This window comes from Bergeyella anatis (genome assembly GCF_036016955.1).
Classification (GTDB): domain Bacteria; phylum Bacteroidota; class Bacteroidia; order Flavobacteriales; family Weeksellaceae; genus JAYWXI01.
Window position 1 is genome coordinate 98,357 of sequence record NZ_JAYWXI010000004.1, and the last position, 16,313, is coordinate 114,669.

The following is a 16,313-nucleotide window of genomic DNA, read 5'->3' on the forward strand; positions in this document are numbered from 1 at the left end:
GTTGTTTATAAAAATTAATAAAATGAAGGCGACAGCAAAATCGCTCGTCACCATTCTTAAGTCCTGCAAATTTAATGATTATTTTACGATTCGGATGACATTAGGCTGCCCTTCCACTTTTTCAAACACAAGCGTCCCCTTGTAAAATACCCGCTTAATCCGAAACCACTGCGACGTCCACTCGTATTCCAGCCGTAAAGCATCCTCCTCAATCTCCGTCGAAGCCGAGGTAAGATAACGCACCATTAGATTGGAAACATAAATCGACTCCCCCGCCGTACCGCCACTCTGAAGCGTTCTCGTAGCCCCGGCTACATATTCCAAATAATACCGTCCCTCCGAATCCGTTTTTTTTGACGCCGACACCGTCACCCCGTCTCGAAGCGCATCCGAATCATAAAGAACCACCGAACTATACGCCGCCGAATTCGCCGTGTTCAATAGATCCACACCCGCCGCATCCGAAACATAAAAGTGTAAAACCTGATCCATATTCGCCCCCGTCACTTGATCGCCGCGGCAACCGAAAAGCCCCAATAAACCCGTAAAAAAAATCAAATACTTCATCCTAGTTTGGAAAATTTATAAACGAAAAAAATCACCGCCATCACACCGCCCAAAGTTATGCAAATTAAAGAAATCAACGCCGCAACCAATGGTTTTTCACCCGGAAGAAAAAACAGATACCCCAAAAGCATCAACAGCAAAATCACCACCCCTATAAACAAACTAGCCGTAATATGCCCCATCGCCGACAACAAATTCCCCATCGGAATTCTCATCAAAATACAAGACGCCATCTGCCAAAACATGATTTTCAAAACCGAAACATCTTGACACCCCTCTCCAAACAAAGCCATAAGCTCCCGCGAAAACCAATACCCCGAAACCAAAAGCACTCCCGTTACCGGAACAAAAATAAAATAATACGTCTTAATAAAATGCCTTAAATATGTCTTTTGGTCCGCTCGCCTGCAAAGTTCGGGATACAACGTCTGGGTATAAACCTGAGCCAAAAAAATAAGATTCATCGGAATAAGCGTACTGATCTTATACCACCCCACAGCCTCGGCAGAAAAATAACGTCCAACAAAAAAAACATCCAACAAAAACACCCACATAAAAACGATATACGTCAAAACCGATTTAATCGAGAAATCCCAAAAAGCCTTACGAAACCCCTGCTCTAACGAAACCCATGAAGAACGAAACCGATGAAGAAACAAAACACTAAACGGATACAAACACAAGGAAACCACATACCCCCAAGCCCCATAAAAAATCGTCAGAAGCACTCCTGAAACCAAGGCTACACTATTGCTCACAATCTCTATTCTGGCGTATTTCTTATTATCCAATTCGGCGCGAACCTCTGCCTTAGCCTGCTCCAAAAGAAACAAACCAAAGAGCCGAAAAAGCATCAGAAAAACCAATCCCAAAACCGCCCATTGCCCCCAATAAAACACCAAAGCCGAAGCAATAACCACCACCGATAAAACCGCCTGATAGCCCATCCCTTGCCGCAAAGCATAATGCCGCAAATCCTGCAATGCCTCTCCGTCGGAACGTGCCCCAAACCTCAGCATTCCGTGCGAAGCTCCAAATCCGACCATGGGAATAAAAAATCCAACAAAATTCAAAGCGATGGTAAGCCTCCCAAATTCGGATTCGGAAAGAACCCAAACCAAAAAAAGCATCATCCCAAACGCCAAAATTTTAGCATAAACCGATGACACCCCAACCCACCAGCCCGACTGGCGAATAAACCCGCTAATCCCCCTCATTCTTATCCCTCAAAACGTTTTTATAAACTTCATGAAACTGCCCTCCAACCGCTTCCGGAGAAAAAACCTTTTGAGCAAATGCTCTAATCTTTTCTCTGTCGTAGCATCCTTTTTCCTCCAAAGCCTCCGCCATTGCCGCACTTAAAAGCAAAGAATCTGGCTTTTCGAGAAGCCATCCAAAGCCTTCCGGAAAAAACTCGCTAACCCCACCCACATCCGTAGAAATCACTTTGGTTCCGCAAGAAAAAGCCTCCGCAATAACACAAGGCTGATTTTCATCTTCACTAAACAAAATAAAATAATCGCACCGTCGCATCCGCTCGGCCACCTGTGCCAAGGTTTGCGCCCCAAAAACCACTATTACCTCCCCAAAACCGGATTGCCAAGCCCGCTGCCGAAGCGCAGACAAATCGTTCTCCGAACCGTCGCCGCCAATTTCCAAGCGAAAACGATACCCTTTCTTCATCAAACCAATGGCGGAGTCTAAAATCTCCATCGGTTTTTTACGCCGTATCAGATTGGAAACATGAAGAAAAGTAACCGTTGCCGAATCTGCCCTTTTCTCCGAAACAAAAAGTCCCGTATCAACCACATTGGGAATAACTTTCATTTCCCGTTTAATCCCCAGCGTCTGGAGCCCCAAAGAAAGCTCTCGGCTTACCGGCAAAACCAAAGAAGACTGATTGCCCAAATACCAAGCCATCCATCGCTTTCCCCAAGAAAGTCGAGACCGATTTTTTTTTCGTAACGCCGTCCAATGCTCGGTCACCACATAAGGAATTCCCCATCTTTTTTTCAACCATACCGCAAAAAATAACGGCGTATACAAAACATTCGCATGAACCACATCCGGCTGTTGCACAAGCCTAAACCCCAAACGATACGCCCGCATTCGTTCCAAAAAATTAAAAATCGGAAAAGCTCTCTTTTTATAATAAACCGTTACAACCCTTACCCCTTCGCGCATTCGATCTTCCACCTCAAACCGAGCTTCAAGCCCCGAATCCCCGATGGCATGAAGCACTTCAACCTCATCCAAAACCGAAGCCGCCTGCGCATGCCTATGCACAAAATTACCATTGGTCGGCTCCAAACGGTTAGGAAACCACGACGAAATAAAAAGTACCCGGTAACACATCCTTCAATCCCATTAGTGAAACACAAATATAAAAAAAACCACCATGCGGCGGTTTTCAATACTCATCCTAAGTAAAAAGTTATTCTTATTCGGCATAAATACCGGCCCAACTCTGCTTAAGCGGCAGAAGGAAATCCGACAAAAACGCCACATAGTTCGATTTAGAAAAATCGAAAACCTCGATCTCCCGAGAAAGACGCCCTTCCTTCAACGCCGTACGAAATGCCTGAAGCGTCATGGTTTTCACCTCGCCCTCTTCCACAAAGCAGGCCTTCATCCTATCGAAAAGCCCCAGCTGAAACTGCCCGTCCAACTCCCGCATCAACCCGTTGAGCGCATCAATAGAACAGCCCGACGCCGCTTCCTTTTCTTCATCAACCGCAATGACGATAAACTGATTCTTCTCCACCTTAAACGAGGAAGAAAGCGGTTTGCCATGCGCCGCCCAAGACCCTAAAAAATCGTAAAGTCTCTCGGCAATCACTTTACTTTCCTTCGCCGTAAAAGGCCTTGAAGCAGGGTAAATCAGCACCCTGTAATCGTTCATTTCTATAATTTCGGATTCTTCTATTTTCATTTTTTAAACCTAAAACGTTTAATTATTTTTCTACAAGTCCTCGGCTTCGGTAATCAATTCCACGATGTCCTTCACTTCAACCTGATGGTTTTGGTTAAAATGCTTTACCCCGTCCGTCATCATCGTATTGCAGAAAGGGCATCCCGTGGCTATGACCTCCGGAGCACTTTTGAGAGCCTCCTCCGTCCTCTCGATATTGATATCCTTCACTCCCTTTTCGGGTTCTTTAAACATCTGCGCCCCTCCGGCTCCGCAACAAAGCCCATTTTGCTTGCAGCGCTTCATTTCCACCAACTCTGCGTCCAGTTTTTTGAGAAGTTCCCGTGGTGCCTCATACTCACCGTTAGCTCGGCCGAGGTAGCAAGGATCGTGAAAAACGATTTTCTTACCTTCAAATTTTCCTCCCTCAATTTTCAATCGTCCTTCTTCCATCAACTGCTTTAAAAACTGCGTATGATGAAGCACCTCGTAAGTCCCACCCAAAGCAGGATACTCATTTTTCAACGTATTGAAACAATGCGGACAAGCCGTTACAATCGTCTTCACCCCGTAACCGTTAAGCACCTCAATATTAGTAAGCGCCATCATTTGAAAAACAAACTCGTTTCCGGCACGTTTCGCCGGATCTCCCGTACAACTCTCCTCCTGCCCCAATACGGCAAATGACACCCCCAACTCATTCAAAAGCTTACAAAAAGCACGAGTGATTTTCTTTGCACGGTCATCAAAACTGCCCGCACACCCCACCCAAAACAACACTTCCGGAGCCTTACCTTCCGCGGCATATTCTGCCATCGTTTTAATATGCATTTTCTCTTTTTTTAAATTAAACTAATACCGCGCGCCATTCTAATCGTTCGCCCAATTCAACCTGTCGGCTTGATTGTACTGCCAAGGCGCCGCATTATTTTCGATATTGGTCATCATAAGATTCCACTCCTGCGGAGCAGAAGATTCCTCCATAATCATGTAACGACGCAAATCCACAATAATCGACAGCGGATCTATAAGCACCGGACAAGCCTCCACGCAAGCATTACAAGTCGTACAAGCCCGTAGTTCCTCACGCAAAATATAATCGTCTAAAAGCTTCTTTCCATCGTCCACAAAACGACCGTTATCCGTGATATTTCGGCCAACTTCCTCCAGACGATCCCGCGTATCCATCATAATCTTTCGAGGAGAAAGCTTCTTCCCCGTAAGGTTTGCCGGACAAACCGCCGTACACCGCCCGCATTCCGTACAAGTATAGGCATTGAGAAGCTGAACCCGATTCAAATCAAAAACATCGCTCGCTCCAAATTTCTCCACCGCCTGATCCGAAGACACTGCAGGAGCCGCATAAGGGTCGGCATTAGGATCCATCATCAAGCGAATCTCCTTAGTAACGGACGTCAAATTATCCAACTGCCCCTTAGGTTGAAGCTTGGCAAACCAAGTGTTGGGAAAAGCGAGCAGAATATGCAAATGCTTGGAATAATAAAGGTAATTCATAAAAAAAAGAATTCCCACAAAGTGAAACCACCAAGCTCCCCTTTCAATAAACGAAAGCACCGAAGTCCCGAAATTAAACCAATCCATCACCGGTGCAAACAACCACTGACTAACCGGAAAATACCCATGAGAAGGAAGCTCACCCGCTTTCTGCAAAAGCAAATCCGCCGAGTTCATACTGAAAAAAGCCAGCATAAGAGCCATCTCAATCACCAAAATCCAATTGGCATCGTCTTTCGGCCATCCTAAAAGTTCCTTTCTATTAAGCCGGCGAACATGCAAAAAATTCCGTCTGATGAAGAAAACCACAACCGCAACCATCACCAACAAAGCCAAAACTTCCAAAGTCGCCGTAAATCCTTGGTAAAGATAATCCCCCATCACACGGCTCAAAACCCGATGAGTCCCAAAAATACCGTCGATGACGATTTCCAACAATTCGGTGTTTATAACCAAAAAGCCTACATAGACCAAAGCATGAAAAAAACCAGCCACCGGCCTTGCCCCCATCTTACCTTGCCCCAACGCCACCTGAGCCATCAGGGCCCAACGCTCTTTCCTGCGATCACTGCGATCAATAGCCTTTCCCAGCCGAATATTTCTGTAAATCGTCTTCAAACTTTTGGCAAACCAGCCTAAGCCCACCACAAGAAGGATGACAAAGAGAACGTTATCAATGTACTGCATACGACTCCGATTCGTTTTTTAGGGTTAGTATTATTTTCCGAAAACCGATATGTTAACGTAACGTTTAGGATTAGCTTTCATATCCTCCACCAAGGCATTAAGATTTTCGGCCGTCTTATTCAGATTGTGGTAAAGTTGCTCATCTTTGGTCAGTTTACCAAGCGAGCCCTCCCCTTTATTTATGCTGACAATAACATTATTGAGCTGATCCGCCGTCACACTGAGTTTATCAATCGTATGATTTAATTTTTGAACATCCACCTGCTCGGCCACATGACCGTATTTGTCTATTGCCTGACGGGCACTCACCGTAGCCAAATTAGCATTATCCAAAACCTTTTGCAACCTCGGATCCGCACTGGATAACAAACGATTCGTTTCGCTGGATGTTTGCTCAAAAGAGGCAACCGTTTTGTTCAGGTTAATCAAAAGTGCCTTGATTTCCGCCTGATTACGAGCATCCGTCAAAGCATTGGCATTCCCCATCAACGAATCGGCCCTTTTTAAAACATTTTTCAGTTGATCCGCCACAGGCCCTACCTGAGAAGACACCCCTTGCATCATAGATTCCTTAAATCCACCCGATAACGTATCTCCGCTTTTGGCTATTTCTCCGCCATAAGCCAAATTAACACGAAGCTGCTTGCCCGACATTAACCCCGGCTCGAAAATTTCCAACGTTGACGATTTGGAAAACCGAAACTTCTCGTCCACCAAAATCTTCAAAATAAAATGAATCTTCCCATCCCGATCCGTTACGGGAACAATCTGATCCACCTGCCCAACTTTCAACCCATTAATGGACACCGGACTACTCGCCTCCAACCCTTCAACGTTATCGTACTTGGCATAATAAACTGAATCTGTCGTAAAAAAGCTCTTCCCTCTCATAAACTGAAAAAGGAATACAAAACCTATAATCGAAACAACAGCAATAAGACCGGCTTTAATTTCTTTTGATAATTTCACTTTGCACCAATATTTTTAGATAGCAAATATATAATAATTTAATTTAACCCCGAGCGCGCCCACCCCCAAAAACAAAAGAGCGACAACCAATGGTCATCGCTCTCTTTATCGTTTCACAAACGGTTGCATTATTATTTCGCCGTCTTGTTCCAAACTTCAATTCTGAAGTCTTTAATGTCCGCATTATCCTGAAGACTCTTCAAATACTGCTGGCCGAACATTTGCGCATTCTGAGACTGCACCGCCTCGGCGATCTGTGCCGCATCACCTGGTTGCTTATTAACCGTTTCCGATTTTTTAACCAAAAGGTAAACTCCCGTCATCCCTTCAATCGGATTAGAAACCTTCCCTTTAGCAACACCAAATGCCGCTCCTGCCACTTTAGGCTCCATCGCCATGCCTACCATCGGGCTGATGAGATTAACCTGAGCGGAGGCCTTGCTCGATCCAAACGCTTTCGCCAGCTGATCCAGAGTCGAAACTTTGGACGCCTTAATTTTCTCGATGATTTTCTTAGCCGCAAGTTGGTTTTTCACCACCGGTTCCAATTGTTCGCGAAGCGATTCGGGATCGGCAAGTTCACCGTCGTATTTTCCGTTCAGAAAAGCCACCACGCGGTCTCCCGTACCTTCCACTACAAAAAGTTCGGTATCTCCCTTGGAACGTTTTTTGTCAAAAGCCCATGCGATAATCTCCGCATCTTTATCCGTCCCTATCCCTTGAAGCTGTCCGTCGAAACGCTTCACACTCTTAGGATTGGAGAATTGGTAATGGTCCTTCTTGGCAATATTTGCAAAGTCATTAAACGATTTACCCTCTGCCTGTTGAATAAAACGAGTAGCTTTTCTGTTCACTTCGTTCTCCGTAGCTTCAGAAGGTCGCAAAGCCTTAACGAGATTCGCTACTTTGTAAGTCATCGCTCCCGTTTTCTTATCTTGAATGTTAATGATATGATATCCAAACTGGGTTTCCACTACTCCAGTCGCTCCTTTAGGATTATTGGACAAGTAAGCCAAAAATTCCGGAACAAAAGGCGTTTCAGGAGTCGTCCAACCCAAACTTCCACCTTGTACTGCCGAACTGGGGTCGTTGGAAAGCTTAACAAAGTCGTTGAATTTTGAAGGGTCTGCTTTGACAATCGCCCCAATAGAATCGGCCAACTTCTTAGCTTCCTCTTTCGTTCTTGTCACACCTTCCCCCGCAGGGCTATCCTTGTAAGCGATAAGAATATGACGCGACAAAGTAGAGTCGGATGTTTTTTTAGCCAAAAGCTTAGACACCACATAGAAATTTTGTTCTTTATATGGTCCGAAAGTCTGACCGATTGAAGCCGAAGCCACCTTATCCGAAATCGAAGGCGGTAACTGCTCTGCCCTGAAATACGCCGGATTAAATGGAAGATCGGAATTCAACATCACGAACATAGAGTCGTTGGTTGTATTCTGAAAATTCTCGGCACCTCCGCTGGCTTCCGTTCCTGCACTGTAAAGTTTGGTCAACTCGGCTAAAACACGATCTTCGTCTTGCTTGCTTGGCGTCGCAGGAAAATAAACCAACCCCAAATTTCTGCTAGGTGCAGATTTAAACGTATTTGGACGTTTCTTAATATATTCTGCTAAATCTTCCGTTGTCACCTTGATGGGATTTTTCGCCAAATAAGAAGCATAATCCACCTTTACATAGTCGATATCGGCCACTTTATCCCTTTGTCCGACCAATGCTTCCACTTCCTTCTTGCTCACGGTTACTCCGGACGAAAGATTAGAAAACAACTGACGAGCCATCATTCGGTATTCAATGGATTTTTTTACTTTCAACCACTGGTTGTATTCCTGAATGTTAGATCCCTCCAAACCTTCATAATACCGTCTTATCTCCTGAAGTTTAAAATTGCCTTTTTCGTCAAAGTTCTGAGGGTTCTGTGCAAACATAGGATCGTATTGAAGTTGACTCCAAAAATAATCCTCCGAAAGATGAAGCCCCAATTTTTCAAATTGCTGCTTAATGAGTTTGGCCTGCACCATCATTTGCCACGCTTCCTCTTCCAAGCCAACCGCAGGACGCCCTTGCTGCTGAGCCTGATTCTGCAAAATAAAGAGCTGGTCATTGTACTCATCGCGTGTAATTTCTTCCCCATTCACTTTTCCCAAAATATTCGGATTCTTCCCGAAGACCTGATCCAAAGTTTCCGGATTCACCAAAAAAGCTAATAGTGCTACGGCGATAACGCCCACCATCAGCCAGGATCTCTTTCTAATTTCCCCTAAAATTGCCATTATTTTGTTATCATTATTTTATCAGTCTGCGAAAATACACATTTTAAATCGATTAGAAAAAAAAAATCCCCTTTCTTTTTTGTCCTAAGCCTTTCTAAACGAAAGAAAAGAAAACACCCTGCATTTTCTTCCACCCCTCAAAAGAGGAAAAAATGTCCGCAAAATCCGATACTAAACCAATGGCACAAGAATTGAGCCTCTTTACCCCACCATTGCAGCAGCCGCTTTTCGATTGCCGTTGCGCGCAATAGGCTATTAAAAACCATTAAAACAGCTGACAATCTGTCAGCCTCACCCGTTATGATTGAATTTGAAGATTTAGATTTTGATGAAATTTTGGAAGGCAACTTCAGTATCGTTACCGAAGAAGTCGATTTGAACTATAAAGAAAGTGACAGCCAGTCGCAAGAGACCTTTCCTCTTCTTCCTGTCAGAAACATGGTGATGTTCCCCAAAGTGGTCATTCCCATTACCGCAGGGCGAGAGCAAAGCAAAAAACTATTGGAGGAAGCCCAAGCCAAGGGCGAAATCATCGGCATCATCAGTCAGAAAAACGCAAACATCGAAACGCCCGAAGCCCAAGACCTCTACACCGTAGGGACATTGGCCAGAATCGTGAAAATCGTAAAACTGCCCGAAGGCAACATTACAGCTATCACACAAGGCTTGCAACGTTTCAAGGTTAAATCTTTCATTGGTGAAAAACCTTATTTACGGGCAGAAATCACTCCGCTAAAAGACTCTTTACCAAGAAAGAAAGAAGAGTTCGAAGCCCTAATGGAAAACATCAAGGAGCTTGCGCTTAAAATCATCCAGCTGGATCCCAACATCCCCAATGCCGCTAACTTCGCCATCCAAAACATGAAAAGCGAAGAGGACTTACTGAATTTCATCTGCACCAACGGTTCTTTTGCTTCCGAAGAAAAACAACAACTGCTGGAAGAAAAAAGCCTAATAAAAAGGGCTCAGAAACTCTATGTACTATTGGACGGAAATTTCAAGAAACTGGAACTAAGAAACCAAATCCACCAAAAAACATCAAAAGACCTCGATAAACAACAAAGGGAATACTTCCTGAACCAACAAATAAAAACCATCCAAGAAGAATTAGGTGGAGGCAGCGATTCCGACGCCGATGAACTGAGGGAAAAAGCGCGAAAACTACGCTGGTCTCCCGAAACCCAAGAACATTTCGAACGCGAGCTAAACCGTCTGCAGAGGCAACACCCGAATTCACCCGACTACAACGTCCAAAGAAACTATCTGGATTTCTTCACCGATCTGCCTTGGGAGCGGTATTCCAAAGACACTTTCGACATGGCTAAAGCCCAAAAAGTGCTGGATAAAGCTCACTTCGGCTTGGAAGACGTCAAAAAAAGGGTATTGGAACACATGGCGGTTCTGAAACTCAAAAACAACATGAAATCCCCAATTCTATGCCTTTCGGGACCTCCGGGGGTCGGAAAGACCTCTTTAGGAAAGTCTATTGCCGATGCCCTGAATCGAAAATACGTCCGCGTATCGCTAGGAGGACTTCACGATGAGTCCGAAATTCGAGGACACCGCAAAACCTACATCGGCGCCATGGCAGGACGCATTCTCCAAAGCATCAAAAAATCGGGTACAAGTAATCCCGTGGTGGTTTTGGACGAAATCGATAAATTAGGACAAGGGCATCACGGCGATCCCAGCTCTGCCCTATTGGAAGTTTTGGACCCGGAACAAAACTACAGTTTTTACGACAATTATTTGGAATTCGGATACGACCTTTCCAAAGTTATGTTTATCGCCACGGCCAACAATCTTTCTTCCATCCAATCGCCCCTGCTCGACCGTATGGAAGTGATCCAGATTGCAGGCTACACCTTGGAAGAAAAAATAGAAATCGCCAAACGTCATCTCATTAAGAAACAACAGGACGAAAACGGTCTTTCTTCCAAATCGTTTCGTTTGGGCATCCCCGAACTCAAACATATTATTGAAGCGCACACCTCCGAAAGCGGCGTAAGAACATTGGAAAAAAGAATCGCTTCCGTGGCCCGATGGGTTGCCCTTCAAACCGCCATGGAAAAAGATTACGACCCTAAAATAACCATCGAAAAACTCGATGAAATTCTCGGCGTCCCTCGTCCCAAAACCTTATCGGAATCCTCCGACGTCCCCGGTGTCGTTACCGGATTGGCTTGGACCTCGGTCGGCGGAGACATTCTCTTTATCGAAAGCCTTGTAAGCAAAGGCAAAGGCCAACTCACCATGACGGGTAACCTTGGCAATGTCATGAAAGAATCCGCTACCATCGCCTTGGAATACATCAAAGCCCGTCACGAGGAACTCGGAATTCCCTCCGAATCGGTCGAAAAAAGCAATATTCACGTGCATGTCCCCGAAGGCGCCACCCCCAAAGACGGCCCCTCTGCCGGAATCGCCATGTTAACCTCCATGGTTTCCAGCTTTAAAGAAAAAAACGTTAAACCCCATCTTGCCATGACCGGAGAAATAACCCTGAGAGGAAAAGTTCTTCCCGTAGGCGGAATAAAAGAAAAACTACTGGCCGCAAACCGCGCAGGCATAAAAGAAGTTATTCTTTGCCAAGCCAACCGAAAAGACGTCGAAGAAATAAATAAGGATTACTTGAAAAACCTAACCATCCACTACGTCCAGCACATGAAAGAAGTCCTCGCCATTGCTTTGGGAGAATAACAGAAAGCAGGCGCATGACTCTTCTCAATTCGCAAATAATTAAGACCTTCGTGTTTCACGGAGGTTTTTATTTTGCTTAACTTTGCAAATGTATTTTTTAACGTCATAAAATCCTTGACTATGTTACCAAAAATAAACCCCGAGTACACCACTGCATGGCAAAACCTCGAGGAGCATTTTGCCCAAAACGATTTTGATTTAAGAAGTCTTTTTCTACATAACCCCAACCGTTTCAACGAATTTTCCGTTAAAGGCAACGGTTATTTGTTCGATTATTCCAAGAACCTTATTGACGCAAAAACCAAACAACTCTTGATTGATTTGGCTCAAGAATGCGGACTGAAAGAGGCTATCGCAGCCATGTTCTCAGGCGAAAAAATAAACGAAACCGAAGAAAGAGCCGTGCTTCACACCGCGCTTAGAGACTTCTCGGAGAAGAAGATTTTAGTGGACGGGCAAGACATCAAACCAGGCATCCGAAAGGTTTTGGATCAGATGAAAACGTTTTCCGAAAAAGTCATTTCCGGAGAACACAAAGGCTTTAGCGGAAAAGAAATCACCGACGTTGTTAATATCGGTATCGGAGGCTCTGATCTTGGCCCCGTTATGGTGGCTTCTGCCCTAAAACACTACAAAACCAGACTCAACCTGCATTTCGTTTCCAACGTGGACGGCAACCATATTGCCGAAACCCTGAAAAAACTCAATCCGGAAACGACTCTTTTCATCGTAGCCTCCAAAACATTTACCACTCAAGAGACCATGACCAACGCCGAATCGGCCAAGGCTTGGTTTTTAAAAGCGGGAAGCGAGCAAGATGTCGCCAAACACTTTGTGGCCTTATCCACCAATGTATCCGCCGTTAAATCGTTCGGAATCGCCGAAGAAAACATCTTTGAGTTTTGGGATTGGGTCGGCGGTCGTTACTCGCTTTGGAGCGCCATAGGACTAAGCATCGTTTTGGCCGTGGGTTATGCCAATTTTGAGCAATTGCTCCTAGGTGCCCACGATACCGACAAGCATTTTCAAACTGCCGACTTCCAAGAAAACATCCCTGTATTAATGGGACTTCTAGGCATTTGGTACCGCAATTTCTGCGGCGCAGGTTCTTATGCCATCCTCCCCTATTCCCAGTATTTGGACCGCTTTGCCGCCTATCTGCAACAAGGCGACATGGAAAGTAACGGAAAATACGTTGACCGCAATGGAAATTTTGTAGAATACGAAACCGGCCCTATCATTTGGGGAGAGCCCGGAACCAACGGCCAACACGCTTTCTACCAACTCATCCATCAGGGCACCGAACTCATTCCTTCGGATTTCATCGCTTATGCCCGTTCGTGCAATGCGGTTTCCGACCATCAGCCTAAGCTTTTGGCTAACTTTTTCGCCCAAACCGAGGCTCTTGCTTTTGGAAAAACCCAAGAAGAAGCCCGTCAGGAATTGATGCAGACCGGAAAATCCGAAGAAGAAATTCAAAAACTGTTAAATTTCAAAACCTTCCAAGGCAACACTCCTACCAACTCCATATTATTCAAAGAGTTAACGCCTTTTTCCTTGGGACAACTTATCGCATTATACGAACACAAAATATTTGTCCAAGGAATTATTTGGAACATTTTCAGCTTTGACCAATTCGGTGTGGAATTAGGAAAAGTATTAGCCGGAAAAATCCTCCCCGAACTTCAAGACCAAACCCCGGTTTCGTCCCACGACAGCTCGACTAACGGATTAATCAATTACTACAAAGAAAACAAATAATAACCCCCAAACCCAAGGTAAACATGGCACAAATTCTTGACGGACTAAAGCTCTCCAACGAGATCAAACAAGAAATCAAAAACGACGTGGAAAAAATAAAGGCTTCCGGGAAACGCGTCCCCCACCTTGCCGCCATTTTGGTCGGTAACAACGGCGCAAGTAAAGCCTACGTGAATTCCAAGGTCAAAGACTGTGCAGAAGTAGGCTTCCGATCATCGCTTATTAAATTTCCGAGTACCGCCTCCGAAGCCGAACTATTGGAAAAAATAGAAGAACTCAACAACGATCCCGAGATTGACGGCTTTATCGTCCAACTTCCTCTCCCAAAACAAATGGATCAGGAAAAGGTCATCATGGCCATTAATTCCCACAAGGATGTTGACGGTTTTCACCCCGAAAATTTCGGAAGAATGGCTTTGGAAATGTCCACCTTTCTCCCGGCAACCCCTTTCGGCATTCTAACCCTTTTGGAGCGCTATAACATCGAAACCAAAGGAAAACATTGTGTCATCATCGGACGAAGCCGTATCGTAGGACGCCCCATGAGCATCCTAATGGGAAGAAAAGACTTCCCTGGCAACGCGACCGTAACTCTAACCCACAGCTACACGCCCCACATCGAAGAATTTACCAAAAGTGCCGACATCGTAATCACGGCCTTGGGCGATCCTCATTTTCTCAAGGGAGACATGATTAAGGAAGGTGCCGTGGTCATCGACGTGGGCATCACCCGAGTGGAGGACCATAGTGAAAAAGGCTACCATTTGGCCGGTGACGTCGATTTTGAAAGCTGTGCCCAAAAAGCAAGCTGGATTACTCCCGTTCCCGGCGGCGTAGGCCCCATGACCCGTGCCATGCTAATGAAAAACACCCTATTGGCTTACAAGCATACCATCTATAAAGACTAAATGACAGAAGAACAAAACTTATTACTAAAAGAAGGAAAAATGCTCCCCGTCATGGAGCATTTTTACACCCTGCAAGGCGAAGGTCACCATACGGGAAAGGCTGCCTATTTCATCCGCTTGGGCGGCTGTGATGTGGGTTGCCACTGGTGCGACGTGAAAGAAAGCTGGAACCCTGACCTTCACCCTCTCATGGACGTCGAAAACATTGCCCAAACCGCGGCAAAACACAGTAAAACCATTGTTTTGACCGGAGGAGAACCCCTCATGTGGAATTTAGACATCCTGACAGGAAAACTCAAGGATTTAGGATGCCAAATCCATATCGAAACGTCTGGAGCCTACCCCATGAGCGGTCATTTGGATTGGATTACACTCTCTCCCAAAAAAACAGGACTCCCTTTAGAGGCTATTTACGAGAAAGCCAACGAGTTAAAAGTGATTATTTTCAATAACCACGATTTTCGTTTTGCCGAAGAACAAGCCGCTAAAGTCGCTCCTGATTGTCGCCTTTACCTTCAGAGCGAATGGAGCAAACGGGAGGAAATGTATCCCAAAATCACAGATTTCATTCTGGAAAATCCCCGGTGGCAAGCCTCCGTCCAAACCCATAAATACCTCAACATCCCCTAAGTTCCGACAAAAAAATGCAGCAGTTACGGTATTCTAAACACATCAAATCCGTCTTTATCCTATTGGATTCAATCGTTTTTACTGCTGTTTTTTTGTTTTTTTATTTCAGGGATTCTTCCTCTCCGCTCATCTTGAAGCACCACGAAAAAGACCTTATCATTTTCGGGCTGCTCCTGATTTTTTGGTTTCTGCTAAGTGGAAGAACAAAACTATACGCCGTCCAACGAAACCTCACCTATACCTTGTATATGGAAAGGTTTGCCTCCCACATGATTCTCTTCGGACTTTCGCTTTTTTTACTGGCCAAAGTCCTGGACAGCGAATTTATGAAGGAAGACAAAAAAACCTTTGTTCTGAGCTTGTTTGGCTCGCTGCTCTTAGTAAAATCTTTGCTCTTTTTTTTGGTTAAATATGCCCGAAGCAAGGGGTTCAACCACCGTAATGTCATGCTTCTTCACGAGGAAGGAAGTTTGGCCGTTTTGCAAAACATCCTACGCTCAAGAAAAGACTATGGTTATAAAATTCATTCTTTCGACGGCGATTCGAAAGATCTGGAGGCTTTAAAAAAATTTTGGAACGACAAAGGCATCCATACCGTTTTTCTACCCGCTCAAAGTTCCGACAAATCATACGAGACTCAACTTCTCGAAGCCGCCGAGGCCCAACAGGTGAAAGTCATCCTGGTTCCGGAAATGGTGTCCAACGGTATTTTTTCATACGAAATTTCCCACGTGGAAACCCTGCCCGTCCTAATCCCCGCCCATTACCCTTTGGATGAATTCGGAAACCGACTATTGAAACGCATTGCCGACCTCTTTCTTTCTCTGTTTTTTTTAATCGCAATCGCTTCTTGGCTTTTCCCTCTCATCGCCATCCTAATCAAAATAAGCAGTAAGGGGCCCGTTTTTTTCATCCAGAAACGGTACGGCTACAAAAACCGGATTTTCAACTGCATCAAATTCCGAACGATGAAAATCAACACCGAATGCAGCCGACGCACCACCCTTAAAAACGACGAGCGAATCACTCCCATCGGACGATTCCTAAGGCAAACCAGTCTGGATGAAACCCCGCAATTCCTAAACGTCCTCTTTGGACAAATGGCCGTAGTCGGCCCCAGACCCCACATGTTAGCCGTTGACGAACACTATAAAAAGAAAATCCGAAAATACGCCTTGCGCAGCCGGGCCAAACCCGGAATCACAGGACTTGCCCAAGTCAACGGCCTCCGAGGCGAAAAAGCCAACATGATGCTGGAAATGAAAAAACGCATTTTGGCCGATGCTTTTTACATCAAAAACTGGAGCCTCAGCTTAGACGCCATTATTCTATTCAAAACCCTGATTCTATTGATTAAGGGCGACAAAAATGCCATATAGAAAACACGTC

13 protein-coding genes are annotated in these 16,313 nt (G+C 45.0%); 5 read left to right on the top strand and 8 right to left on the bottom strand.

Annotated elements, in window-relative coordinates:
* Window positions 1-78: 78 nt before the first annotated feature.
* The 8 genes from VQ048_RS04265 to VQ048_RS04300 form a co-directional block, all read right to left on the bottom strand.
* Window positions 79-567 carry a hypothetical protein gene (locus VQ048_RS04265; RefSeq protein ID WP_327610445.1) on the bottom strand — a complete coding sequence of 163 codons (489 nt, stop codon included), beginning with the start codon at window positions 565-567 and terminating at the stop codon, window positions 79-81.
* Complete coding sequence (locus VQ048_RS04270; RefSeq protein WP_327610446.1) at window positions 564-1,784, bottom strand: lipopolysaccharide biosynthesis protein; 1,221 nt, start codon at window positions 1,782-1,784, stop codon at window positions 564-566. The genes VQ048_RS04265 and VQ048_RS04270 overlap by 4 nt, the downstream gene beginning before the upstream one ends.
* Window positions 1,771-2,922, bottom strand: a complete 1,152-nt coding sequence (locus VQ048_RS04275) for a glycosyltransferase (protein WP_327610447.1) — start codon at window positions 2,920-2,922, stop codon at window positions 1,771-1,773. Before VQ048_RS04275 ends, VQ048_RS04270 begins: the two co-directional genes overlap by 14 nt.
* An 85-nt stretch (window positions 2,923-3,007) precedes the next feature.
* Window positions 3,008-3,499, bottom strand: a complete 492-nt coding sequence (locus tag VQ048_RS04280) for a hypothetical protein (protein ID WP_327610448.1) — start codon at window positions 3,497-3,499, stop codon at window positions 3,008-3,010.
* Between the two features lie 30 nt (window positions 3,500-3,529).
* Entirely contained in the window at window positions 3,530-4,309 is a 780-nt protein-coding gene (locus tag VQ048_RS04285) for a (Fe-S)-binding protein (RefSeq protein ID WP_327610449.1), read from the bottom strand.
* A gap of 39 nt (window positions 4,310-4,348) precedes the next feature.
* Window positions 4,349-5,680, bottom strand: coding sequence for a 4Fe-4S dicluster domain-containing protein (locus VQ048_RS04290; RefSeq protein WP_327610450.1), 1,332 nt, complete (start codon window positions 5,678-5,680; stop codon window positions 4,349-4,351).
* A gap of 30 nt (window positions 5,681-5,710) precedes the next feature.
* Entirely contained in the window at window positions 5,711-6,649 is a 939-nt protein-coding gene (locus tag VQ048_RS04295; protein ID WP_327610451.1) for an MlaD family protein, read from the bottom strand.
* A gap of 131 nt (window positions 6,650-6,780) precedes the next feature.
* Window positions 6,781-8,925 carry a peptidylprolyl isomerase gene (locus VQ048_RS04300; protein ID WP_327610452.1) on the bottom strand — a complete coding sequence of 715 codons (2,145 nt, stop codon included), beginning with the start codon at window positions 8,923-8,925 and terminating at the stop codon, window positions 6,781-6,783.
* A gap of 300 nt (window positions 8,926-9,225) precedes the next feature.
* On the opposite strand from VQ048_RS04300, the gene lon reads away from it, so the two are divergent.
* The 5 genes from lon to VQ048_RS04325 all read left to right on the top strand — a co-directional run bounded on the left by lon (window position 9,226) and on the right by VQ048_RS04325 (window position 16,303).
* Entirely contained in the window at window positions 9,226-11,625 is a 2,400-nt protein-coding gene (gene lon / locus VQ048_RS04305) for an endopeptidase La (RefSeq protein WP_327610453.1), read from the top strand.
* Between the two features lie 120 nt (window positions 11,626-11,745).
* On the top strand, window positions 11,746-13,386 hold the full coding sequence (pgi, locus tag VQ048_RS04310; RefSeq protein WP_327610454.1) for a glucose-6-phosphate isomerase: 1,641 nt from the start codon (window positions 11,746-11,748) through the stop codon (window positions 13,384-13,386).
* A gap of 23 nt (window positions 13,387-13,409) precedes the next feature.
* Complete coding sequence (locus tag VQ048_RS04315; protein WP_327610455.1) at window positions 13,410-14,294, top strand: bifunctional 5,10-methylenetetrahydrofolate dehydrogenase/5,10-methenyltetrahydrofolate cyclohydrolase; 885 nt, start codon at window positions 13,410-13,412, stop codon at window positions 14,292-14,294.
* Window positions 14,295-14,924 (top strand): 7-carboxy-7-deazaguanine synthase QueE, encoded by a 630-nt coding sequence (locus VQ048_RS04320; protein WP_327610456.1) that lies wholly within the window; start codon window positions 14,295-14,297, stop codon window positions 14,922-14,924.
* A 14-nt stretch (window positions 14,925-14,938) separates the two neighbouring features.
* Entirely contained in the window at window positions 14,939-16,303 is a 1,365-nt protein-coding gene (locus VQ048_RS04325) for an exopolysaccharide biosynthesis polyprenyl glycosylphosphotransferase (RefSeq protein ID WP_327610457.1), read from the top strand.
* The last annotated feature ends 10 nt before the right edge of the window (window positions 16,304-16,313 follow it).

Excerpts from the sequence above, each read along its gene's own strand:
- VQ048_RS04275 (WP_327610447.1), bottom strand. The coding sequence starts at position 2,922 with ATGTGTTACCGGGTACTTTTTATTTCGTCGTGGTTTCCTAACCGTTTG.
- VQ048_RS04320 (WP_327610456.1), top strand. The coding sequence starts at position 14,295 with ATGACAGAAGAACAAAACTTATTACTAAAAGAAGGAAAAATGCTCCCC.
- VQ048_RS04285 (WP_327610449.1), bottom strand. The coding sequence starts at position 4,309 with ATGCATATTAAAACGATGGCAGAATATGCCGCGGAAGGTAAGGCTCCG.
- VQ048_RS04270 (WP_327610446.1), bottom strand. The coding sequence starts at position 1,784 with ATGAGGGGGATTAGCGGGTTTATTCGCCAGTCGGGCTGGTGGGTTGGG.
- VQ048_RS04315 (WP_327610455.1), top strand. The coding sequence starts at position 13,410 with ATGGCACAAATTCTTGACGGACTAAAGCTCTCCAACGAGATCAAACAA.
- VQ048_RS04325 (WP_327610457.1), top strand. The coding sequence starts at position 14,939 with ATGCAGCAGTTACGGTATTCTAAACACATCAAATCCGTCTTTATCCTA.
- VQ048_RS04290 (WP_327610450.1), bottom strand. The coding sequence starts at position 5,680 with ATGCAGTACATTGATAACGTTCTCTTTGTCATCCTTCTTGTGGTGGGC.
- VQ048_RS04280 (WP_327610448.1), bottom strand. The coding sequence starts at position 3,499 with ATGAAAATAGAAGAATCCGAAATTATAGAAATGAACGATTACAGGGTG.
- VQ048_RS04265 (WP_327610445.1), bottom strand. The coding sequence starts at position 567 with ATGAAGTATTTGATTTTTTTTACGGGTTTATTGGGGCTTTTCGGTTGC.
- pgi (WP_327610454.1), top strand. The coding sequence starts at position 11,746 with ATGTTACCAAAAATAAACCCCGAGTACACCACTGCATGGCAAAACCTC.
- VQ048_RS04300 (WP_327610452.1), bottom strand. The coding sequence starts at position 8,925 with ATGGCAATTTTAGGGGAAATTAGAAAGAGATCCTGGCTGATGGTGGGC.
- lon (WP_327610453.1), top strand. The coding sequence starts at position 9,226 with ATGATTGAATTTGAAGATTTAGATTTTGATGAAATTTTGGAAGGCAAC.